Source organism: Cellulomonas fimi ATCC 484 (assembly GCF_000212695.1).
In the GTDB taxonomy this organism is placed as follows: Bacteria; Actinomycetota; Actinomycetes; order Actinomycetales; family Cellulomonadaceae; genus Cellulomonas; species Cellulomonas fimi.
On record NC_015514.1, the window covers coordinates 2,552,794 to 2,573,587 of the forward strand.

Sequence of the window (20,794 nt, forward strand, 5' to 3'; positions counted from 1 at the left end):
GTCAGATCAGGTCCTCGAGTGCGCGCGTCTTGCGGAAGGTGGCCGCCGAGATCGAGGCGACGATGAGGAAGATGAGGATCGACACCGCGCACGCCAGGCCGTACTGGCGGTTCACGCCGCCGAACGCGAGCCGGTAGACGAATGTGATGAGGATGTCGGTCGCGCCGACGTCGACCGGGGCCGACAGGTCGTCGGGACCCCCCTCGGTGAGCAGGTAGACGACGTTGAAGTTGTTGAAGTTGAACGCGAACGACGAGATGAGCAGCGGCGCGGTCGACACGAGCAGCAGCGGCATCGTCAGCGAGCGGAACATCCGCCACGGCTTGGCGCCGTCGATCTTCCCGGCCTCGTAGATCTCCTGCGGGATGGACTGCAGGGCGCCGGTGCAGATGAGGAACATGTAGGGGAACCCCAGCCACAGGTTGACCACGAGCACCGCGATCTTCGCGAGCCACGGGTCGGTGAGCCACGGGATGCTCGCGCCGCCGAGCAGCGTCGCGTTGACGAACCCGAAGTCGCGGTTGAGCATCCCCTGCCACACGAGCGCGGTGAGGAACGCCGGGAAGGCGTAGGGCACGATCAGCAGCGACCGGTACACCTTGCGCCCGCGCACCTTCGGGTGGTTGAGCACGATCGCCATGAACAGCCCGAGGCCGAACGTCGTGGCGACCGAGAGGATCGCGAACGCGAACGTCCACAGCAGCACCCCGACGAACGGCCCGGCGAGCGTGGAGTCGGAGAAGACGCGCGTGAAGTTGTCGAGACCGACGAAGACCTTCCAGCCGGTGCCCAGCTCCGTGCCGTCCTCGGACACGAACGACCCGACCTCCTGGTCGGCGGTGTAGACGTCGCCGGTGGCGGTGTTCGTGATGGTGCCGGCGGCCTCGTCCCACTCCATGGTCGAGACGTAGACGTAGCCCGTGGAGCCGTCGGGGGTGCGGACGCTGCCGTCGTTGGGGTCGTCGGAGAACGGGACGCGCAGCGCGAAGACCTCGTCCTGCCGCTCGAGCACCTGGGCGAACTGCAGCGTCTCCCAGCCCTCGACCGCGGTCACGCGCCCGCCCTCGACGGTCGCGTCGTCGGTGCGGTGCAGCGGCTCGTCGGCCGTGCCGACCTGGGCCTCGCCCTCGGTGTCGACGACCGCGAAGCCCAGCTCGTCGCCGGACAGGATCACGGTGAGCGGGTAGCTCGGCGAGTCGGGCAGGCGCGTCTCGTTCTGCACGAGGATCGCCTCGACGGCGTCCGCCTGGGTGGAGTTGTGCCCGTCGCCGTAGTTCGTGAACGCCGTCCAGCCGGTGTAGAGGACGACGAAGACCTGGTAGACGAGCAGGAAGAGCAGGCCGGGCACGAGGTACTTGGCCGGCATCATGCGCTTCGAGAAGTACACGACGTTGACGACCACGAGCGCCACGGCGAGGAACGCGACGATCCCCCACTGCGCGAGGGCTGCGGCGGCGAGGACCCCGTAGACGCCGAGCGCGTCGACGAGGGCGACCAGCACGAGCTTCACCCAGAACCCGCGGGTCATCTCCTGCCTGCTCCACCACGACCCGCCGGTCGCGCGGCCGGGAGGGCCGGGAGGTGGGGCGGGCGAGTCCGTGCGGGCAGGGCGGGTCGACGTGTCCGTCATGAGGAGGGCTCCGGGGATCGGCGGTGATCGGCGGGGGTCGGCGCGCGGCGTGGTCGCGCGCACGACGGGTGTCCCGCGCGCACGCGGGACGGTGGCCCGGCCGGACGCACCGGCCGGGCCACCGGGAGATCAGCTCGCGGCGATCTTCGTGGCGATCGCGACGCTCATCTGGTTCCACAGCGTCGTCGGGTCACCCTGCTGGTTGACGAGCGCGACCTCGGTGGCGCCCCAGTCGGACCAGACGGTGTCCATCGCGGGGATCGACGGCATCGGGACGCCGTCCTTGCCGACCTCGGCGAAGCCGGCGACGACCGGGTCGGAGCCGATCTCGTCGAGCGCCGACTGCAGCGCCGGGGCCCGGCCGCCCGCCTCGTACATGGCGAGCTGCACGTCCTTGGTGCCGAGGTAGTTGACGACGAACTCGTTCGCGAGGAGCGCGTTCTCGGACTTCGAGGAGATGAAGAAGCCCTGCACGCCGACGAACGGCTGCGACGGCTGCCCGCCCGCGGACGGCACCTTCTCGATCGCGACGTCGATGCCGGCGTTGACGAAGTCGCCCACGTTCCACGGGCCCGTGATCATGTAGGGCGCCTTGCCGGCGATGAACGCCTCCTTGGCGACGTCACCGGAGACCGAGGTGTTGAGGACGCCCTCGGCGCCGAGCTTGGAGACGTACGCGGCGAACGCACGGCCGCCGTCCGAGTCGAGGCCGAGCTGCGTGGCGTCGTACGCGCCGTCGCCGTCGGTGCCGAAGACGGGGGCGCCGAACGAGGTCTGCAGCGGGTACAGGTGGTACGGGTCGCCCGTCTTCTCGTCCTGCTGGACGAGGACCGAGTAGTCGGTGCCGACGGCCTTGGCCTGGGCGACGAGCTCGTCGAACGTGGCGGGCGTCGCGTCGGGGACGAGGCTCTTGTTCTTGACGAGCGCGATGTTCTCGACCGAGTACGGCAGGCCGTACAGCGTGCCCTCGTAGCTCATGGCCTGCGTCGAGACGGGCAGGAAGTCGGCGGCCTTGTCGCCGAGCTCGATCGGTGCGACGACACCGTTCTGGACGAGCTTGCCGAGCCAGTCGTGCGCGCCGACGACGACGTCGGGGCCCTGACCGGTCGGCGCCTGCGAGATGAAGTCGTCGCGGATCTCGCCGAAGTCCTTCTGGACGAGCTTGACGGTGACGCCCTTCTCCTCCTCGAACTTCGTCGCGACCTCCTTGACGGGGCCGGACCGGGTGTCGTCCACCCAGACGGTGAGGGTGCCGGCGCTCTCGGCGGGGGCGGACGCGCTCGCGTCGTCCGACGTCTCGCCGGACGAGCCCGAGCACGCGGCGAGCGTCAGCGCGAGGCCGAGGGTCGCCGCGACGACAGGGATGCTCCGTCGCATCGTGTCTCTCCAAGGGTTGCGTGGGGAGTGCCGGCGCGGCGGGGGCTCCACCGACGCTGGCCTGGTGCGACGGAAAACTACGTCGTTGCACCGCGCGTTGCAAGTCGTTACGGTAACTTTCAGGCAACGGTTGCAGCGGCGTCACACGGACCGGCTCGACCACGATCCAACGACCCAGGACGAGGAGGTCTTGTGTCCCTTACGCTGCCACCCGTGCGCACCCGACTGACGGACCTGGCCGAGCAGGCCGGCGTCAGCACGGCCACGGTCTCGCGCGTGCTCAACGGCAAGCACGGCGTCTCCGCCCAGGCACGCCAGGCCGTGCTCGCGGCGCTCGACGTGCTCGGCTACGAGCGGCCCGAGAAGCTTCGCACCCGGTCGGCGGGCCTCGTCGGCCTCGTCGTCCCCGAGCTGTCCAACCCGGTGTTCCCCGCGTTCGCGCAGGTCATCGAGACGATGCTCACCGAGCGCGGCTACACCGCCGTGCTGTGCACGCAGTCCCCCGGCGGCACGACCGAGGACCAGTACGTCGAGATGCTCCTCGAGCACGGCGTCGACGGCATCGTCTTCGTCTCCGGCCTGCACGCCGACACGACCGCGAGCAAGGACCGGTACCACCGCCTGCGCAGCCGCGGCGTGCCCGTCGTGCTCGTCAACGGCTGGGCCGAGGGCGTCGACGCACCGACCGTGTCCACGGACGACGCCGCGGCGCTCGACCTCGCGTTCCGGCACCTCACGTCGCTCGGCCACCGCTCGATCGGGCTCGCGATCGGGCCCGACCGTTTCGTGCCCGCGCGGCGCAAGCGCGAGGAGTTCGCGGTCAACCTGTCCCGGCACCTGGGCGTCGAGGACCCCGAGGGGCACGTCGTCTCGACGCTCTTCACCGTCGAGGGCGGGCAGGCCGCGGCGTCCGAGCTCATCGAGTCCGGGCACACCGCGATCATCTGCGGCTCCGACCTCATGGCCCTCGGCGCGATCCGCGCCGCCCGCGCGCACGGGCTGTCGGTCCCCGAGGACGTCTCCGTCGTCGGCTTCGACGACTCCCCGCTGATCGCCTTCACCGACCCGCCCCTGACGACCGTGCGCCAGCCGGTCCAGGCGATGGGCCACGCCGCCGTCTCCGCGCTCGTCGCCGAGATCAGCGGCACCCCCGCGTCGCGCACCGAGCTGAAGTTCCACCCCGAGCTCATCGTGCGCGGGTCCACGGGCGCCGCTCCCGCGGCCACGACCCCCGCGACGGACGGCCCCGCGCCCTCCTGACCGGCAGGCTTGCCGGTGCCCCGGCACCGCTGCCTACCCTGGTCCGACCCGGAGCACCCGTGCGCCGCGCGGCCCGGCCGCGCCCGCCCGCACCCGCTCCTCCGGCGACGACGCCTCCCCTCCCCGAGATCCACCCGAAAGAGGCATGCCCGCATGACGACCCTCGACACCCGGACCCTGCACGTGCACGCGCCCGGCTCGCCCGGCGGCGAGTGGTGGCGCGACGCCGTGATCTACCAGGTCTACCCGCGCTCGTTCGCCGACGCGTCCGGCGACGGCGTGGGCGACCTGCCGGGCGTCACGTCGCGCCTCGGGCACCTCGCCGAGCTCGGCGTCGACGCGGTGTGGCTCTCGCCGTTCTACCGCTCGCCGCAGGCCGACGCCGGCTACGACGTGGCGGACTACCGCGACGTCGACCCGCTGTTCGGCACGCTCGCCGACTTCGACGAGATGCTCGCGCGCGCCCACGGGCTCGGCCTGCGCGTCATCGTCGACCTCGTGCCGAACCACACCTCCGACGAGCACGCGTGGTTCGTCGAGGCCCTCGCCGCGGGCCCCGCCTCCGCCGCCCGCGAGCGCTACCTGTTCCGCGAGGGCCGGGGCGAGCACGGCGAGCTGCCCCCGAACAACTGGCAGTCGATCTTCGGCGGTCCCGCGTGGACGCGCACGACGGACGCCGACGGCACGCCCGGCCAGTGGTACCTGCACCTGTTCGACTCGCGCCAGCCGGACCTCAACTGGGAGCACCCCGAGGTCCGCGCGGAGTTCGAGGACGTCCTGCGGTTCTGGCTCGACCGGGGCGTCGACGGCTTCCGCATCGACGTCGCGCACGGCATGGTCAAGGCGCCCGGCCTGCCCGACTGGGACGGGCACGTCTCGATGATCGAGGGCACGGACGGCGTCGAGCCGACCGACCCCGACCGCGCCGACGAGGTCACGGGCACCGGAAACCGCGGGCCGATGTTCGACCAGGACGGCGTGCACGAGATCTACCGCGCGTGGAACCGCGTGCTCGCGCAGTACGCGGGCGACCGCGCGCTCGTGGCCGAGGCGTGGGTCGAGCCGCTGTCGCGGCTCGCGCTGTACGTGCGGCCCGACGAGATGCAGCAGGCGTTCAACTTCGCGTTCCTCGCGACGCCGTGGGACGCGGCACAGCTGCGCGAGGTCATCGAGGCGTCCTACGTGACCGCGGACGGCGTGGGCGCGCCGACGACGTGGGTCCTGTCGAACCACGACGTCGTGCGGCACCCGTCGCGGCTCGGCCTGTCCGTGCCGGGCTCGCGCCCGAACGGCATCGGGGTCGGCGACGAGCAGCCCGACGAGGAGCTCGGCCTGCGCCGGGCCCGCGCCGCGACGCTGCTCATGCTCGGCCTGCCCGGCTCGGCGTACCTCTACCAGGGCGAGGAGCTCGGCCTGCCCGACCACACCGCGCTCGACGACGACCTGCGCCAGGACCCCGCGTTCTTCCGCACGGGCGGTGCGGAGCGGGGTCGCGACGGGTGCCGCGTGCCGCTGCCGTGGGCCGCGGACGAGCCGGGCTTCGGCTTCTCCCCCACGGGCGTGACCTGGCTGCCCCAGCCTGCGTCGTGGGCGCCGTACGCGCTCGACGCGCAGCGTGGCGTCCCCGGCTCGACGTACGAGACCTACCGCGCCGCGCTCGCCGTGCGACGCGCCGAGCAGCTCGGGTCGGGCGGGCTCGCATGGGTGCCGGACGCGGGCGAGGACGTCATCGCCTTCACGAACCGGGACGTGCTCGTGGTCGCGAACCTCGGCGGCTCGCCGGTGCCGCTGCCCGCGGGTGCGCAGGTGCTGGTCGCGTCCGTCGAGCCGGTCACGGCCGCCGACGGCACGCTCGCGGTGCCCGCCGACGCGACGGTGTGGGTGCGCACGCCCGCCTGACGCCGGCCCGACGCCCGCCTCGTACGACGGCCCGGCACCCGTGAGGGGTGCCGGGCCGTCGTACGTGCGGGGCGCGGGCGCGGGTGTCAGGCCCGGTGCTCGACGTCCCAGGCGGCGGCCGAACCGGGCGGGACCACGACGTCGACGCGGCCGTCGCGGACCGCGGTCGCGGCACAGCCGTCGGCCAGCACGTCGCAGTAGCGGCCGTCCGGCAGGCTCGTCGTGAGCGTCGTGCGCAGCTCCTCGTCGCCCGCGTTGACGACGACGAGGCCGCGCTCGCCCCGTCCGAGCGCGACCGCGTCACCGCGCGACCACACGTCGACGAGCGGCGCGTCCCCGACGACCGCACGCCAGCCGACCATCGCCTCGACCTGGGGCCAGCGGTGCTGGCACACCCAGTCGCCCGGGGCTGGGCTCGCACCGGGGCCGGGCGCGTCGGGGCACGTCGCGTCGCGCACGCGCCCGTCGTCGTCCTGGACGGGACCGGCGTCGCGGTCGTCGAACGCGTACCCGGAGTAGACCGTCGGCGTGCCGTAGGTGCCGGCCAGCATGAGGACGTCCGCGAGCGCGTACGTCGCGCCGTCCGCGTAGGACAGGGTGGACCCGTTGCGCTCGGTGTCGTGGTTGTCGACGAAGACGAACGCGTCGGCCGACGGCACGAACCCGGGGCCCGCGCCGAGGTCGAGCGCCACCGAGGGCGAGCCGCCGCCGAGCGCCCCGGCCAGGCCCTCGGCGTACGCGAACTCGAAGACGGGTCCGTTGCCGAGGTACTGCTCGGGGGTGACGGGCTCGCCCGCGCCGCGGATGACCTCCTGGACGATCCCGGTGCCGTCCGGGAGCGGGCCGAGGACCGCGGCGAGGTCGTCGGGCGCGACGTGCTTGGCGGCGTCGATCCGGAAGCCGTCGACGCCGAGCTGCAGCAGGTCCTCGAGGTACGCCGTGAGCGTCGCGCGCACGTGGGGCTGCTCGGTGGCGAGGTCCGCGAGGTTGACGAGCTCGCACGTCTGCACCTGCGCCGCGTCGTCGTAGTCCTGGATGTCGTCGCCCGGCGTGAGGCCGCAGCGGTGGAAGTCCTGCGGGCCGAGCAGTCCCGGGTAGTCGTGGTGGGAGTACGGCGAGCCCGCCCAGCCGGTGCCCGGCTCGTCCTGGCCGCTCATGTGGTTGACGACCGCGTCGACCCACACCTCGACGCCCGCGGCGTGGCACGTCTCGACCATCGCGGCGAGCTGCTCGCGGGTGCCGAGGCGCGACTCGAGCCGGTGGCTCACGGGCTGGTAGGCCGTCCACCACTGCGGCCCCGTGACGTGCTCCTGCGGCGGCGAGGTGAGCACCCACCCGTACCCTGCGGGGCCGAGGTGCTCGGTGCACTCCGTCGCGATCGCGTCCCACGTCCACTGGAAGAGCTGCACGCCCACGTCGCTGCGCGGGGCCGCAGCCACGTCGTCGGGGGTGCACGCGGCGAGCGGGGCGGCGACGGCGACGGCGAGCGCCGCGGCTGCTCGGCCGCGCGCCCGGGTTCGGGCTGCGAGCCGCCGTCGGGCGGGTGCCGCCGCGCGGGCGCGCACGGGCTGGGTCGGGTGCGTCATTGTCACCACCGGGTCACAGGCTGCAATCCGTTGCAGCAACTTGCGGGAGCGGCTCACCCTAGCGTTGCAGACGGCCTACGCTGGCCGACGTGCCGCACGTCCTCGTCAACGGTCCCGCGTCCTGGAACACCGTCGTCCGCCTGCCGTCCCTGCCCGAGCCGCGCAGCGCCACGCTGTTCGCGCGCGAGCACCACGACGGCCTCGGCGGGACGTCCGCCGGCAAGGCCCGCACGCTCGCCGCGCTCGGGCTCGACGTCACCCTGCGCACCGTCCTCGGCGACGACGAGCAGGCCGCCCGCGTCCGCGCCGCGCTCGCGCACGACCGCCTGACGGTGCTGGCCGAGTCCGCCGCCGCCGGCCGCACCGAGCGCCACGTCAACCTCCTCGCCGACGACGGCGCGCGCCTCTCGCTCTACCTCACGCTGCCCGCCCCGCAGCGCCCGGCCGACCCGGTCCCCGCCGACGTGCTCGCCGCGCTCGCACGCGCCGACGCGGCCGTCGTCGACCTCGCCGACCACAGCCGCCCGCTGCTCGCCGCCGCCCGGGCCGCCGGCGTGCCCCTCTGGTGCGACGTGCACGACGACGACGGCACCGCCGCGTACGCACGCGACTTCGCCGGCGCCGCCGACGTCCTGCTCGTGAGCGCGGACCGCCTCGCGGACCCCGCCGCCTACCTCGACGCGGCCGTCCGGCGCGGCGCCCGGCTCGCCGTGTGCACGTCAGGTGCGGCGGGCGCGCTCGCCCGCGACGCCGACGGCTGGTGGGACGTGCCCGCCGCTCCCGTGGACGCGGTCGTCGACGCCGACGGCGCGGGCGACGCGTTCCTCGCGGGGCTGCTGCACGCCGTGCTCGACGGGCTGCCGCACCCGCAGGCCCTCGCGCGCGCGTCGGCCGCGGGTGCGCTCGCCGTCACCAGCCCCGGCGTGGGCGCGGCGCACGTGACCGCCGCCGCGGTCGCCTCACTCGCCGAGCGGGTCGCCGTCCGCGCGCGCTGACCCGTCGCCCTCCGCGCGGCGGTCGCTCGGACCACCGTCCGCCCCGTCGGCACCCGCCGGGTCGGGCGGGTCGCGCTGCCACATGCCGAGCACACCCGTGGGCGTGAAGCCGAGCTCCACGTTGATCGCGAGCATGTGCGCGTTCTCCTGGGCGTTCCACGTGTGCAGCCGCCGCAGCCCCGGGAACGCGTCCCCGAGGCGCAGCAGCTGGGCCGTCTTCACGAGCATCCCCAGCCGGTGCCCGCGGTGCCCCTGCACCACGAGCGTGTCCTGCTGGTAGGCGACCTCCGGCACCGCGACCGGCTGCTCCACCACCGTGAACGCCACCAGCGCGCCCGTGGGCCGGTGGCGTGCCGCGACGACCGCCTGCACCCTGCCCTCCTCGGCGACCTCCGCGTCGTGCGCGCGCACCCGTGCCGCGTCCCACGGCTCCTCCTCGACCGCGAGGTCCGCCGTCGGCACGTCGGTGCTCATCCTCGTCCGCAGCACCGCCATCTGGTCGAGGAGCGCGTCGGGCGTCGGGCCCGTCCAGGCGACCAGCTCGTAGTCCGGGCCGGCCGCGCGGGCCGCGGCGCCGTACGCGGACCGGACCGCGGCAGCCGCCGCTCCGTCGAGGGGAAGCGCGAACGTGCTGAACCGCTCGACCTGCTCCAGCCCGTACCCGCGCCCTGCCGCCAGCCGCGTGCCCGCGTCCGCGGCGGGCACCCCGCCCGCACCGCTGCGCGCCGCGTGCTCCGCGACGCCGGGCCCGGGCTCGCGGTGCGTGCTCATGAGGATCACCGTGCGGCGCCCCTCCGCACGGGCCACGCCCTCCACGGCGGCGACGAGCGCATCCCCGGCCCCCTGCCCGCGGCCCCGTGGGTCGACCCACGGCTCGGCGAACGCCAGGTGCGGGTTGTCCTGCGTCGGCACCTGCACGAGCGCCGCCCCCACCACCGCGTCCGCGTCGCCGGCGGCCTCCGCACGCACCGCCACGAGCAGCACGGTCCGCTCGTAGGGTCGCTCGCCGAGCATCGCCGCGACCTCGGTCGGTCGCCACGCCGCGTCGGCATGTCCGAACAGGTCACGGTGCACCGCGGCGTGCGCGCGGCACGCGCCGTGCACCGCCCAGGCCGCGGGGTCCTCGACGGTCGCGGGGACGGGTGCCTGCCGCACGCTCCAGCGCGTCATGTGCCCAGCCTGCGGCACCCGACCGCCGACGTCACGCGTCGGTGCCGATGCGCGCGTCAGCCGCCCGAGACGCTGAGCTCGGCCTCGTGCAGGTCGCGGCGGAACTCCTCCGAGAGCTCGCGCGAGTCGAGCCAGCCGTAGGGCAGGATCGGCCGCTTCGGCGAGCCCGCTCGGCCTCGCTGGCCCTCGGCGGCCTCGCCCGGGTACGGCTGCGTGAGGTCGAGCGCCGCGAGCCGGTCGTCGAGGTCGGCCATCGAGGAGACCAGGCCGAGCGCGGCGCGTGCCTCTCCCCCGACCACGTAGCCCTTGAGGTACCAGGCCATGTGCTTGCGCATCTCCCGCAGCGCCTTCGACTCGTCGCCGAAGTGCTCGACCATGAGCTCCGCGTGCCGCCGCACGACCTGCGCGACCTCCCCCAGCCCGGGACGGATGCGCACGTCCGAGCCCGCGAACGCGGCCGCGAGGTCGGCGAACAGCCACGGCCGGCCCTGGCAGCCGCGCCCGACGACGACCCCGTCGCAGCCCGTGTGCGCGACCATCGCGAGCGCGTCCTCGGCCGACCAGATGTCGCCGTTGCCGAGCACGGGGATGTCGGTGACCGCCTCCTTGAGCGTCGCGATCGCGTCCCAGTCGGCCGTCCCGGAGTAGTAGTCCGCCGCGGTCCGCCCGTGCAGCGCGACCGCCGCGACGCCCGCGTCCTGCGCCGTCAGGCCCGCCTCGACGTAGGTCAGGTGCTCCTCGTCGATCCCCTTGCGCATCTTCACCGTCACCGGGACGCCCGACGGACGCGCCGCGTCGACGGCGGCGTGCACGATCGCCGAGAACAGGTCCCGCTTCCACGGCAGCACCGCACCGCCGCCGCGCCGCGTCACCTTGGGCACGGGGCAGCCGAAGTTGAGGTCGACGTGGTCGGCGAGGTCCTCCTCGACGAGCATCCGCACCGCGGCACCGACCGTCGCGGGGTCGACGCCGTACACCTGCACCGAGCGCGGCACCTCGTCCGGCGCGAAGGAGATGATCCGGAACGACTCGGGGCTGCGCTCCACGAGCGCCCGGCTGGTCAGCATCTCGGCGACGTACAGGCCCGCGCCGGACTCGCGGCACAGGCGGCGGAACGCGGCGTTGGTGACGCCGGCCATGGGCGCGAGGACGACCGGGGTGTCGACCGTGATCGGCCCGATGCGCAGCGGCGGCAGCACCGCGCCGGCGCCGGGGCGCGCGGGAGCCGCGGGTGTCGTCGTGGTCATCACGCCATTGTCGCACCGCCCCGGGGGGTCGCCCGGGCAGCGCGCACCCCCGGACCCTCGTCGCACGTCCGGTTCGTCCCGTCGTGGGAGGATCGGCGGCCGGCGCCGGACCGCCGTCCCCCTGCCCCGGTGCGCCTGCCTGCCCGACGCGCCCACAGCCCGACAGCCCGGCCGCCGACAGCCCGAGCTGACCACCTGCCCGAGGACGGACCCGGATGACCTCGACCACCACCCCGACCCCTGCCACCGCCACGCCGCTGCGCGGTCGCGAACCGCGCTGGCCCCGCGTCGCGGCCGTCGTCGGGGCGGTCGCGACGGGTGCCGGCTGGTGGGCGTCGGAGACCGTGGTCTACCTGCCAGGCGTGCTGCTCCTCGCGCTCGGCGTCGCGTCGCTCGTCCGCACGCGCCGCCGGCTCGGCGTCCTGCTCGGCGCGTCCGTGCTCGTCGTGGGCGTCGGCGTCCCGTGGCTCGCCCTCGCCCGCACCGACGGTGGCCGGCTCGTCGAACCCGTCGTGCACCCGTACGACGAGGGCGTGACGGTCGACACCGTGGCGCGCGTCGTCGACTCGCGCCGTGTGCTCGCCCTCGACGCGGAGAGCGGGCTCGCGTGGGAGTGGACGCCGCCGGACTGGTCGACGATCGTCGGCGTCGTCCTGCTCGACGCCGGCCGGCTCCTCGTGGCGGCGCAGACGGCGACGGTCCTCGGGCCCGACGGCGTCGCCGGCCCCGACCTGGGCACGGTGCACCCGGCCCAGGTCGTCGCGGCGGACGGCGACGTCGTGGTGCTGCGGGCGTGCGACGAGTCGGGGCCGCGACCCGCCCCGTGCACCTGGCGCGGTGTCGACGCGACCGACGGGTCGACGGCGTGGACCGCGGACGGCGTCACGTCGGACGCCACGGTCCGGCTGGCGACAACCCCGCGGCTCGGAGCCCCGTGGCCCGTGCCCCCGACGACGGCGGCCGTCGCCTCGGCGGACGGCGTCGTCACGGTGCGCGCCGCGAGCAGCGGGCGGCCGGTGCTCGCGCTCGACCCCGACGCGGGGCTGCGGGTCCTGCCGGTCGCGGACGCGGTCGTGGTCGCGTCCCGCGCCGGGGACCGGTGCACCGCCGCCGCGCACGACGCGGACGGAGACCCGCGGTGGGAGGCCGAGGTCCCGTGCGGCGTGCTCGACGGCCTGGACGCGCGCGTGAGCGCCTTCACGTCGGTGGTCGAGGTCGACGGGACGCTGTGGACTCCCGACGGCACGGTCGTGGACCTCGCGACGGGCGACGTCGACGAGCGTGGTGCCGTCACGACAGGGCGGAGCGCACCCCAGGGGCACGGTGAGGACCGCCTCGTGCTGGGCTCCGGCGTCCAGGTCGCGCTCAGCGAGGACGCGCTCGTCGTGACCCCCGTGCGCGGGGGCGACGCCTGGTCGGTCGCGCTCGACGGGGGCGAGGTGCGCACGCTCGTCGCCGACGGCGGGCTGGTGGTCGTCGAGCAGTACCTGCGCCCCCGCCTGCTCGCGGAGCTGGTCGCGCCCGGGGAGCGGCGGCGGCACGTCGTCGACGCGTACGACGCCCGGACCGGTGCGCACGTCGGACGCGTGGTCTCCGGCCCGCAGGGGACGGACGGCATCGTCGTGTCCGCGGGGACCGCGTTCGTCGTCGACCGGGGCCCGGACGGGGAGCGTCGCGTGCGGGCGATCGGCCCCTGACCTCGCGAACCGCCCACGCGGGAGCCCTCACGTCGCTAGCGTCGAGCGTCGTGGACGTCCGACGTGCGGCAGCGGCCCTGGCAGTGCTGGTCGGCGGCCTGGTCGTGGCGGCCTGCGACGGGACGCCGGCGCGCGAGGGCGGCGACGCGCCCACGGCGACCGCCACCGCGGTCGTGTCGACGGACGTCGCCGCGCCCCCCGTCGCCGAGGCGCCGCGCGACCTGCCCGCGCGCCTCGACCCCCTGCCGGTCGGGCCCGTGGCTGGCGACGGCACGGTTCCGCTGGGCCGGATCGGCGGCACGGACCTCGTGCTGCAACCCGTGGCGGGGGGCGCGCAGGTCGTGGACGGATCGGGAACGGTCGTCGTCGGACCGACCGTCGCGCACGCCGACCTGCCGGGCGCGGTCGCCGCGAGCGGGCCGGTGGGCGACGGGCTGGTGCTCGTCGGCACCGCGCCCGCGTCGGTGGCCGCACCGGCCCGCGTGTTCTACGCGTCCCTCATGGGCTTCGGTCCGGGCGTCCGGCACGTGGTCGAGCTGCCGACGTTCCGGCTCCCGGGTGACGAGCGGACCTGGTACGCACTCGTCCTCGCCGACGCACGGGCCGCCGGCCTGTACGACACGGTGAGCACCGCGGTCTACGCGGGCGCCGACGGCACGCTCCTCGTCCCCGGGTGCGAGGAGGACCGGCAGGAGCGCTGCGCCCTCGGCGACCGCGTGCTCCCCGAGCTGCGCGCTGCGGTCGGCGGGTAGCGGCGGCCCCGGGTACGCCTCTCAGCCGGGCGGGGCCCAGCGGCGCACGAGGTCCCGGAACCGGCGTGCCGCCTCGGTCCGTGCCGCGGCAGCGGCGTGCGGCGCCGGCGCGTCGAGCGTGGCCGCCGCCGCGAACCTCTCCTGGACCCACCGGCGCACCGGGTCGGCGACGACGCCCGTGCCCAGCTCACGCGTCACGGCCTTCGCGGCGACGAGCGCCGCGACCGGTTCGGCCACCGCGTCGTGGACGGGCGCCTCGGCGAGCAGCCGGTGCAGGTCCATGGGCGGGGTGACGCGGCCCGGGTGCACCTCGAGCCAGTGCAGGGTCGCGGCGGGCCGCAGCGCGTAGAACACGCGCTTGAGCGCGACCTCCGCGCCGTCGGCAGCCCCGCTGCGCAGCCAGTGGTCGCGGCCCACGTGCAGGTAGTGCCGGACGATCGCGGCCCGGTCCGCGACGGCGTCCACGAGGTCGAGCAGCTCGTCGCGGAACGCCGGGTCGCCCGCGTAGACGAAGGGCGAGCGCAGCCACTCGCCGAGCGTCGCGTTGCCCGCGGTCGCCAGGCGCACGGCCTTGACGAGGTCCCAGCCGTTGACGTCGAGCACCGCGTCGAGCGGCGTCTCCACGACGTCGCGGGCGGGCCACGGGTCGAGGTAGGCGGAGACGGGCCGGACGAAGACGAACCGGCAGTCGTAGTCGCTGTCGGGCGACGGGAAGCCCCACGCCCGGCTGCCGCTCTCGACGGCCCACGCGACGCGGACGCCGTGCTCGTGCTCGACGGCGGCGAGCCGGTCCGTGACGGCCGCGACGACCGTCGGGTCGAAGGACGCGGGCAGCGTCCTGTCCCCGACGGTCGTCACGGCCGCGGCGTCAGGCGCCGACGAGGTGCTGCGCGAGGTAGCCCGTGACCTTGTCGAGCGCGACGCGCTCCTGCGACATGTCGTCGCGGTGCCGGATCGTCACGGCCTGGTCCTCGAGCGTGTCGAAGTCGACCGTGATGCAGAACGGCGTGCCGATCTCGTCCTGCCGCCGGTAGCGGCGGCCGATCGCGCCGGCGTCGTCGAACTCGACGTTCCAGGACCGGCGCAGCTCGGCGGCGAGGTCGCGCGCCTTGGGCGAGAGCTGCTCGTTGCGGGACAGCGGCAGGACCGCCGCCTTGACCGGCGCGAGCCGCGGGTCGAGCTTGAGCACGACGCGCTTGTCGACGCCGCCCTTGGTGTTCGGGGCCTCGTCCTCGGCGTACGCCTCGACGAGGAACGCCATGAGCGAGCGGGTCAGGCCCGCGGCCGGCTCGATGACGTAGGGCACGTAGCGCTCGTTCTTGGCCTGGTCGAAGAACGACAGGTCCTGGCCGGAGTGCTCCGAGTGGGTGCCGAGGTCGAAGTCGGTGCGGTTCGCGATGCCCTCGAGCTCGCCCCACTCGCTGCCCTGGAAGCCGAAGCGGTACTCGATGTCGACGGTGCGCTTCGAGTAGTGCGAGAGCTTCTCGGCCGGGTGCTCGTACAGGCGCAGGTTGTCGCGGTCCAGGCCCAGGTCGACGTACCAGTCGGTGCGCGTGTCGATCCAGTACTGGTGCCACGTCTCGTCGGTGCCGGGCTCGACGAAGAACTCCATCTCCATCTGCTCGAACTCGCGCGTGCGGAAGATGAAGTTGCCGGGGGTGATCTCGTTGCGGAACGACTTGCCGATCTGGCCGATGCCGAACGGCGGGCGCATGCGCGCCGCGGTGTAGACGTTCTTGAAGTTCACGAAGATGCCCTGCGCCGTCTCGGGCCGCAGGTAGTGCAGGCCGGACTCGTCCTCGACCGGGCCGAGGTACGTCTTGAGCATCATGTTGAAGTCACGGGGCTCGGTCCACTGGCCCTTGGTGCCGCAGTTCGGGCAGTTGACGCCGGCGAGGCCGCCCTCGGGTGCGTGGCCCTTGCGCTCCTCGAACTCCTCGACGAGCTGGTCCTCGCGGAACCGCTTGTGGCAGGACAGGCACTCGGTCAGCGGGTCGGTGAACACGCCGACGTGGCCCGAGGCCACCCAGACCTGGCGCGGGAGGATCACGGAGGAGTCGAGGCCGACGATGTCGTCGCGGCTCGTGACCATCGCCCGCCACCACTGGCGCTTGATGTTCTCCTTGAGCTCGACGCCGAGCGGGCCGTAGTCCCACGCGGAGCGCGTGCCTCCGTAGATCTCACCGCTCGGGAAGACGAAGCCCCGGCGCTTGGCCAGGGAGACGACGGCGTCCAGGCGAGAAGGTGCGGCCACGTGCGATCACTCCCGTGTGTGACGCCCGCGGCTGGGTGTCGCGGGCTGTGAAGGTGCCGCGGGACGAGCCGCGGCGGACGACGCCCAGGCTACCGGTCGCACACCGGGCCCCCCGTCGCGTTTTTGACAATGGTTCTCGCCCAACTGAGAATGATCGTCATGCTCCGTGCGCGCCCCGCCCTCCTCCTCGCGTCCGCCCTCGCCGTCCCCGCCCTCGTCGCCGGCTGCAGCGCGACCAGCGCCGCCGACGACGACGGGACCGTCCAGGTCCTCGCGTCCTTCTACCCGCTGCAGATGATCGCCCAGGAGGTCGGCGGCGACCGCGTGAGCGTCGAGTCGCTCACCCCGCCCGGCGCCGAGCCGCACGACGTCGAGCTCTCCCCCGCCCAGGTCGCCAAGGTCTCCGACGCCGACCTCGTGCTGTACCTCTCCGGCTTCCAGGCGGCCGTCGACGACGCGCTCGCGCAGGCCGAGCCCCGCGACGCGCTCGACGCCGCCGACGCCACGACGCTCCTGTCCGGCGACGGCGAGGAGCACGACCACGCCGAGGACGAGGAGGAGGGCCACGACCACGGCGACGCCGACCCCCACTTCTGGCTCGACCCCAGCCGCATGCCCGCCGTAGCGGACGCCGTCGCCGAGCACCTCAGCGAGCTCGACCCCGACGGGGCGCAGGAGTTCGCCGCGAACGCGGCCGCCCTCGACGAGCGCTTCGCGGCCCTCGACGAGGCGTACCGCACAGGGCTCGCGGAGTGCGGCATCCGCACGTTCGTGACGTCGCACACCGCGTTCGGCTACCTCGCGCACCGGTACGACCTCGAGGAGGTCGGCATCTCCGGCATCGACCCCGAGGCCGAGCCGTCGCCCGCGCGCCTCGCCGAGGTGTCCGACGTGGTCCGCGACGAGGGCGTCACGACGCTCTTCTTCGAGACGCTCGTCAGCCCCAAGGTCGCCGAGACCCTGGCGCAGGACCTCGGCGTGCAGACCGCCGTCCTGGACCCGATCGAGGGACTCGCGGACGACGACGCGGACTACTTCTCGATCGCCGACGACAACCTCGAGGCGCTGCGCGTGGCATTGTCCTGCTCGTGAGCACCACCCCCAGCGCCACCCCCGCCGTCGAGGCGGTCGGCGTCGACGTCACGCTCGGCGGCCGGCGGATCCTGTGCGGCGTCGACCTGCGCGTCGAGCCCGGCCAGGTGCTGGCCCTCCTCGGGGCCAACGGGTCCGGCAAGTCGACCCTCGTGCGCGCCCTGCTCGGCGTCGTCCCCGTCAGCGCGGGCACCGTGCGGCTCTTCGGCACCCCGCTCGGCGTCACGGCCCCGTGGGAACGCGTCGGGTACGTGCCGCAGCGCATGCCGGCCGCGTCGGGCATGCCCGCCACGGCGGTCGAGGTCGTCACGTCCGGCCTGCTGCACGGGCGGCGGCTGCGGCCCCCGCGCGGCGCCCGCCGTCGTGCGCTCGCCGCGCTCGACTCCGTCGGGCTCGTCGACCGTGCGACGCAGCGCGTGCAGGAGATGTCCGGCGGGCAGCAGCAGCGCGTGCTCATCGCGCGTGCCCTCGTGCGCGACCCCGACCTGCTCGTCCTCGACGAGCCGACCTCCGGGATCGACGTGCCGACCCAGGCCACGTTCGTCGACACGGTGGCGCGCCTGCACGCCGCCGGCACGACCGTCGTCGTGATCCTGCACGAGCTCGGGCCGTTCGCCGACCTCATCGAGCGCGCCGTGGTGCTGCGGCACGGGCGCGTCGCGCACGACGGGCCGCCGCCCGCGGCGCGCGCCGACCACGCCCACGCCGGGCACGACCACACGCACGCCCACCCGGACCCGCAGCCGCCGCCCACGGGCCCGACGATCACGGTGGAGGTGACCCCGTGACCGCGTGGGACCTGCTGTCCGACATGCTGTCCTCGCCCCTCATGCTGCGCGCCCTGCTCGCGGCCGTCCTCGTGGGTGCCGCCGCGCCGGTCGTCGGCACGTTCCTCGTGCAGCGCCGCATGGCGCTCATGGGCGACGGGATCGGCCACGTCGCCCTCACCGGTGTCGCGCTCGGGTGGCTCGTCGGCTCCTGGGCGGGCCTCGTCCCGCAGGACACGCTCGCCGTCCCCGGCGCGGTCGTCGCCGCGGTCGTCGGGTCGGTCGTCATCGAGCTCGTGCGCGAGCGCGGCCGCACGAGCGGCGACCTGGCGCTCGCGCTCATGTTCTACGGCGGCATCGCGGGCGGCGTGCTGCTCATCAAGATCGCGGGCGGCACGAACGCGAACCTCATCAGCTACCTGTTCGGGTCGATCTCGACGGTCTCCACGTCGGACCTGTGGTGGACCGTCGGGCTCGCCGCGCTCGTGCTCGGCGTCGGCCTCGGGCTGCGCACCGCGCTGTTCGCCGTGAGCCACGACGAGGAGTTCGCCCGGGCCAGCGGCCTGCCGGTGCGCCTGCTGTCGATGCTCGTCGCCACGATCGCCGCGCTGACCGTGACGATCGCGATGCGCGTCGTCGGGCTGCTGCTCGTGAGCGCGCTCATGATCGTCCCCGTCGCCGTCGCGCAGCTGTACGCACGCTCGTTCGGCCGGACGATGGCGGCCGCGAGCGTCATCGGCGTCGTCGTGAGCGTCGCGGGGCTCGTGCTGACCTACTGGCAGGACATCCCGCCCGGGGCGACGATCGTCGTGCTCGCGATCGCGCTGTACGCGGTCGCCGCGACCCTGCGACCGCTGCTGCAGCGGCACCGCAGCTCCGCCGACGACCCGCACCCCGAGATGGTCGACGACGTCCTCATCGTCGACGACGTGCGCGACGAGCCGGCGGTGGCTGCCGCGCCGACGCGCCGGGGCGACACGGGCGCCGGCTGACCGTCCCGCGCGGCCCGCGCGCCGCCCGGCCTTCCCAGCGCGACCGCTCGCGCGGGCCGGGGCGTGCGGCCCGCTCGCCTAGGATCGCGGGGTGGACGGCGACCCGCTCAGCGCGTACGGGCTCGGTGGCGCACCGCTCGGGATCGCGGTCGCGGCGCTGTTCCTCATCGTGATGGCCCGCTCGCACGCCACGTACTGGGCCGGTCGGGGCGTGACCCGCGGCGCCCAGGCCGTGCAGCGCTCCGAACGGGGTTTCGGGTGGTGGCGCTCTGCCGTGCAGCGCCTCGAGCGGTGGACGGACTCGCCCGCCGCGCACCACGGGATGCGGCTCGTGCAGCGCTGGGGGCCCGTCGCGGTCACCGTCGCGTACCTCACCGTCGGCGTGCAGACCGCGGTGTTCGCGTCCGCCGGGATCGTGCGCATGCGCTACGCGTCCTTCACGATCGCGTCCGTCCCGGGTGCCCTCGCGTGGGCGGTGATCTGGGCGACGATCGGGCTCGGCGCGCTCTGGGCGGCCGTGCGCCTCTTCGTCGCGTCGCCCGGCGTCCTCGTCGCCCTTCTGCTCGCCGTCGGCGCGGCCGGCGTCGTCCTCGCGCGCCGTCGGCGGCGCCCGACGGCCCCGGTCCCCGCAGCCACGGGCACGACCGACGCGCGCGACGACGCCTGAGCGACCGGGCGCGCGCGACGACACCTGAGCAACTGAGCGCGCGCGACGACACCTGACCGACGGAGCGCGCGCGACGACGCCCGAGGGACCGAGCGCGAGCGCTCCCCCGGCGCGCGCGAGCCGACCGACGGCGTCGGGCGGTGCGCGCAGCGAAGCCCGCCCCGGTGGCGTCAGGCGGAGTGGGCCTGGGACACGCAGAACTGGTTGCCGTCGGGATCGCTCAGCACGACCCAGACGAAGCCCTCGTGCTCGTGCCGCGCGACCAGGCTCGCACCGTCCGCGAGCAACCGCTCGACCTCCGCGTCACGGTCGTCGGCCGTGAGGTCCACGTGCACCCGGTTCTTGCCCGGGGTCGGATCCTCGACCTTCTGGAAGGCCAGCACGGGCCCGCCGGGCCGCGTCGGCGCGACCATGACGTACCAGCCGTCGGAGTCGTCGCGGACCGTTCCGCCGGTCTGCCGGGCCCACCAGCCGGCCAGGGAGGTCGCGTCGAGCGTGTCGAAGGTCACCATCGCGGGCGAGATCGTCATGCGGGCACCGTAGCGGCAGCCACCGACACCTGGCTGCCCGTCCCCGCAGGTCACGACTGCGGCGACGCCCCCGGACGGTCGACCGCACCGCCGTACCGCCGGTCCCGGCGCGCGTACGTCTCCACCGCGCGCCACAGGTGCCGCCGGTCCACGTCGGGCCACGGCTCGTCGAGGAAGACGAGCTCGGCGTAGGCGGCCTGCCAGAGCAGGAAGTTCGAGGTGCGCTGCTCCCCCGACGACCGCAGGAACAGGTCGACGTCCGGCATGTCGGGCTCGTCGAGGTACCGCGCGAACGTCTTCTCGTTCACCCGCTCGGGCTTCAGCCGACCCGCGGCGACCTCGCGCGCGATGGCCTGCGCCGCGTCCGCGATCTCCGCCCGGCCGCCGTAGTTGACGCACATCGTCAGCGTGCACGTCGTGTTGTCCTTCGTGAGGCGCTCGGCCTCCTCCAGCTCGGCGATCACCGACCGCCACAGCCGCGGCCGGCGGCCCGCCCAGCGCACCCGCACGCCCCACGAGTGCATGAGGTCGCGCCGGCGCCGCAGCACGTCGCGGTTGAAGCCCATGAGGAACCGCACCTCGTCGGGCGAGCGCGACCAGTTCTCCGTCGAGAACGCGTACGCGCTCACGTGCTCCACGCCGATCTCGATCGCGCCCGCGACGACGTCGAGCAGCGACGCCTCCCCCGCCCGGTGCCCCTCCGTGCGGGGCAGCCCGCGCGCGTTCGCCCACCGCCCGTTGCCGTCCATGACGACGGCGACGTGCCGGGGCACGAACTGCTTCGGGATCGCCGGGGGGCGCGCCCCGGACGGGTGCGGGTACGGGGGCACGGGGTTCGGCACGCGCACATTCTGCCGCGCGACGCGGGCACCGCGGTCC

The 20,794-nt window shown here is 74.7% G+C and carries 18 protein-coding genes; 9 read left to right on the forward strand and 9 right to left on the reverse strand.

The annotated features are described in order from the left end of the window. Position 1: 1 nt before the first annotated feature. On the reverse strand, positions 2 to 1,630 hold the full coding sequence (locus CELF_RS11685; protein ID WP_013771466.1) for an ABC transporter permease subunit: 1,629 nt from the start codon (positions 1,628 to 1,630) through the stop codon (positions 2 to 4). 129 nt (positions 1,631 to 1,759) lie between these two features. Further along, complete coding sequence (locus tag CELF_RS11690; protein ID WP_013771467.1) at positions 1,760 to 3,007, reverse strand: sugar ABC transporter substrate-binding protein; 1,248 nt, start codon at positions 3,005 to 3,007, stop codon at positions 1,760 to 1,762. Positions 3,008 to 3,199: 192 nt separating this feature from the next. On the opposite strand from CELF_RS11690, the gene CELF_RS11695 reads away from it, so the two are divergent. Beyond that, a complete protein-coding gene (locus CELF_RS11695) occupies positions 3,200 to 4,267 on the forward strand; it encodes a LacI family DNA-binding transcriptional regulator (RefSeq protein WP_013771468.1) in 1,068 nt (355 codons plus the stop codon). Positions 4,268 to 4,420: 153 nt separating this feature from the next. Further along, a complete protein-coding gene (locus CELF_RS11700; protein WP_013771469.1) occupies positions 4,421 to 6,166 on the forward strand; it encodes a glycoside hydrolase family 13 protein in 1,746 nt (581 codons plus the stop codon). Between the two features lie 86 nt (positions 6,167 to 6,252). On the opposite strand, the gene CELF_RS11705 is transcribed toward CELF_RS11700, so the two are convergent. Beyond that, entirely contained in the window at positions 6,253 to 7,752 is a 1,500-nt protein-coding gene (locus tag CELF_RS11705; RefSeq protein ID WP_013771470.1) for an alpha-amylase, read from the reverse strand. A gap of 89 nt (positions 7,753 to 7,841) precedes the next feature. Here CELF_RS11705 and CELF_RS11710 point away from each other — a divergent pair, with 89 nt between their 5' ends. Continuing rightward, positions 7,842 to 8,747: a carbohydrate kinase family protein gene (locus tag CELF_RS11710; RefSeq protein WP_013771471.1), complete on the forward strand. Its 906-nt coding sequence runs from the start codon at positions 7,842 to 7,844 to the stop codon at positions 8,745 to 8,747. Here the strand turns inward: CELF_RS11710 and CELF_RS11715 are convergent. Together CELF_RS11715 and dusB are read right to left on the reverse strand one after the other, a co-directional pair. Beyond that, entirely contained in the window at positions 8,712 to 9,917 is a 1,206-nt protein-coding gene (locus CELF_RS11715) for a GNAT family N-acetyltransferase (protein WP_013771472.1), read from the reverse strand. The two genes, CELF_RS11710 and CELF_RS11715, sit on opposite strands and share 36 nt — an antisense overlap. 56 nt (positions 9,918 to 9,973) lie before the next feature. Next, the gene (dusB, locus tag CELF_RS11720; RefSeq protein WP_013771473.1) at positions 9,974 to 11,164 is read right to left on the reverse strand and encodes a tRNA dihydrouridine synthase DusB; all 1,191 of its coding nucleotides are present in this window, start codon (positions 11,162 to 11,164) and stop codon (positions 9,974 to 9,976) included. A gap of 215 nt (positions 11,165 to 11,379) precedes the next feature. Between dusB and CELF_RS11725 the strand changes: the two genes are divergently transcribed. Then, complete coding sequence (locus tag CELF_RS11725) at positions 11,380 to 12,861, forward strand: outer membrane protein assembly factor BamB family protein (RefSeq protein WP_013771474.1); 1,482 nt, start codon at positions 11,380 to 11,382, stop codon at positions 12,859 to 12,861. Positions 12,862 to 12,911: 50 nt separating this feature from the next. Beyond that, a complete protein-coding gene (locus tag CELF_RS11730; RefSeq protein WP_013771475.1) occupies positions 12,912 to 13,613 on the forward strand; it encodes a hypothetical protein in 702 nt (233 codons plus the stop codon). 21 nt (positions 13,614 to 13,634) lie between these two features. On the opposite strand, the gene CELF_RS11735 is transcribed toward CELF_RS11730, so the two are convergent. Together CELF_RS11735 and CELF_RS11740 are read right to left on the reverse strand one after the other, a co-directional pair. Then, positions 13,635 to 14,471, reverse strand: coding sequence for a nucleotidyltransferase domain-containing protein (locus CELF_RS11735; protein ID WP_013771476.1), 837 nt, complete (start codon positions 14,469 to 14,471; stop codon positions 13,635 to 13,637). A gap of 10 nt (positions 14,472 to 14,481) precedes the next feature. Further along, positions 14,482 to 15,867, reverse strand: a complete 1,386-nt coding sequence (locus tag CELF_RS11740; RefSeq protein ID WP_013771477.1) for a glycine--tRNA ligase — start codon at positions 15,865 to 15,867, stop codon at positions 14,482 to 14,484. A gap of 159 nt (positions 15,868 to 16,026) precedes the next feature. Between CELF_RS11740 and CELF_RS11745 the strand changes: the two genes are divergently transcribed. The 4 genes from CELF_RS11745 to CELF_RS11760 all read left to right on the forward strand — a co-directional run bounded on the left by CELF_RS11745 (position 16,027) and on the right by CELF_RS11760 (position 19,385). Next, complete coding sequence (locus tag CELF_RS11745; RefSeq protein WP_013771478.1) at positions 16,027 to 16,959, forward strand: metal ABC transporter substrate-binding protein; 933 nt, start codon at positions 16,027 to 16,029, stop codon at positions 16,957 to 16,959. Further along, entirely contained in the window at positions 16,956 to 17,747 is a 792-nt protein-coding gene (locus CELF_RS11750; protein ID WP_013771479.1) for a metal ABC transporter ATP-binding protein, read from the forward strand. The genes CELF_RS11745 and CELF_RS11750 overlap by 4 nt, the downstream gene beginning before the upstream one ends. After that, positions 17,744 to 18,718, forward strand: a complete 975-nt coding sequence (locus tag CELF_RS11755; RefSeq protein ID WP_013771480.1) for a metal ABC transporter permease — start codon at positions 17,744 to 17,746, stop codon at positions 18,716 to 18,718. The genes CELF_RS11750 and CELF_RS11755 overlap by 4 nt, the downstream gene beginning before the upstream one ends. A gap of 91 nt (positions 18,719 to 18,809) precedes the next feature. Then, positions 18,810 to 19,385, forward strand: a complete 576-nt coding sequence (locus CELF_RS11760) for a DedA family protein (protein ID WP_013771481.1) — start codon at positions 18,810 to 18,812, stop codon at positions 19,383 to 19,385. Between the two features lie 170 nt (positions 19,386 to 19,555). Here CELF_RS11760 and CELF_RS11765 read toward each other — a convergent pair whose 3' ends face one another. Together CELF_RS11765 and CELF_RS11770 are read right to left on the reverse strand one after the other, a co-directional pair. Continuing rightward, entirely contained in the window at positions 19,556 to 19,915 is a 360-nt protein-coding gene (locus tag CELF_RS11765; protein WP_013771482.1) for a VOC family protein, read from the reverse strand. Positions 19,916 to 19,965: 50 nt separating this feature from the next. Then, entirely contained in the window at positions 19,966 to 20,757 is a 792-nt protein-coding gene (locus CELF_RS11770) for an isoprenyl transferase (protein ID WP_041554216.1), read from the reverse strand. Positions 20,758 to 20,794: the final 37 nt, after the last annotated feature.

Bases quoted from the DNA above. Each gene is read 5' to 3' on its own strand.
- dusB (WP_013771473.1), bottom strand. From the start codon at position 11,164: ATGACCACGACGACACCCGCGGCTCCCGCGCGCCCCGGCGCCGGCGCG.
- CELF_RS11765 (WP_013771482.1), bottom strand. From the start codon at position 19,915: ATGACGATCTCGCCCGCGATGGTGACCTTCGACACGCTCGACGCGACC.
- CELF_RS11745 (WP_013771478.1), top strand. From the start codon at position 16,027: ATGCTCCGTGCGCGCCCCGCCCTCCTCCTCGCGTCCGCCCTCGCCGTC.
- CELF_RS11685 (WP_013771466.1), bottom strand. From the start codon at position 1,630: ATGACGGACACGTCGACCCGCCCTGCCCGCACGGACTCGCCCGCCCCA.
- CELF_RS11700 (WP_013771469.1), top strand. From the start codon at position 4,421: ATGACGACCCTCGACACCCGGACCCTGCACGTGCACGCGCCCGGCTCG.
- CELF_RS11715 (WP_013771472.1), bottom strand. From the start codon at position 9,917: ATGACGCGCTGGAGCGTGCGGCAGGCACCCGTCCCCGCGACCGTCGAG.
- CELF_RS11690 (WP_013771467.1), bottom strand. From the start codon at position 3,007: ATGCGACGGAGCATCCCTGTCGTCGCGGCGACCCTCGGCCTCGCGCTG.
- CELF_RS11725 (WP_013771474.1), top strand. From the start codon at position 11,380: ATGACCTCGACCACCACCCCGACCCCTGCCACCGCCACGCCGCTGCGC.
- CELF_RS11705 (WP_013771470.1), bottom strand. From the start codon at position 7,752: ATGACGCACCCGACCCAGCCCGTGCGCGCCCGCGCGGCGGCACCCGCC.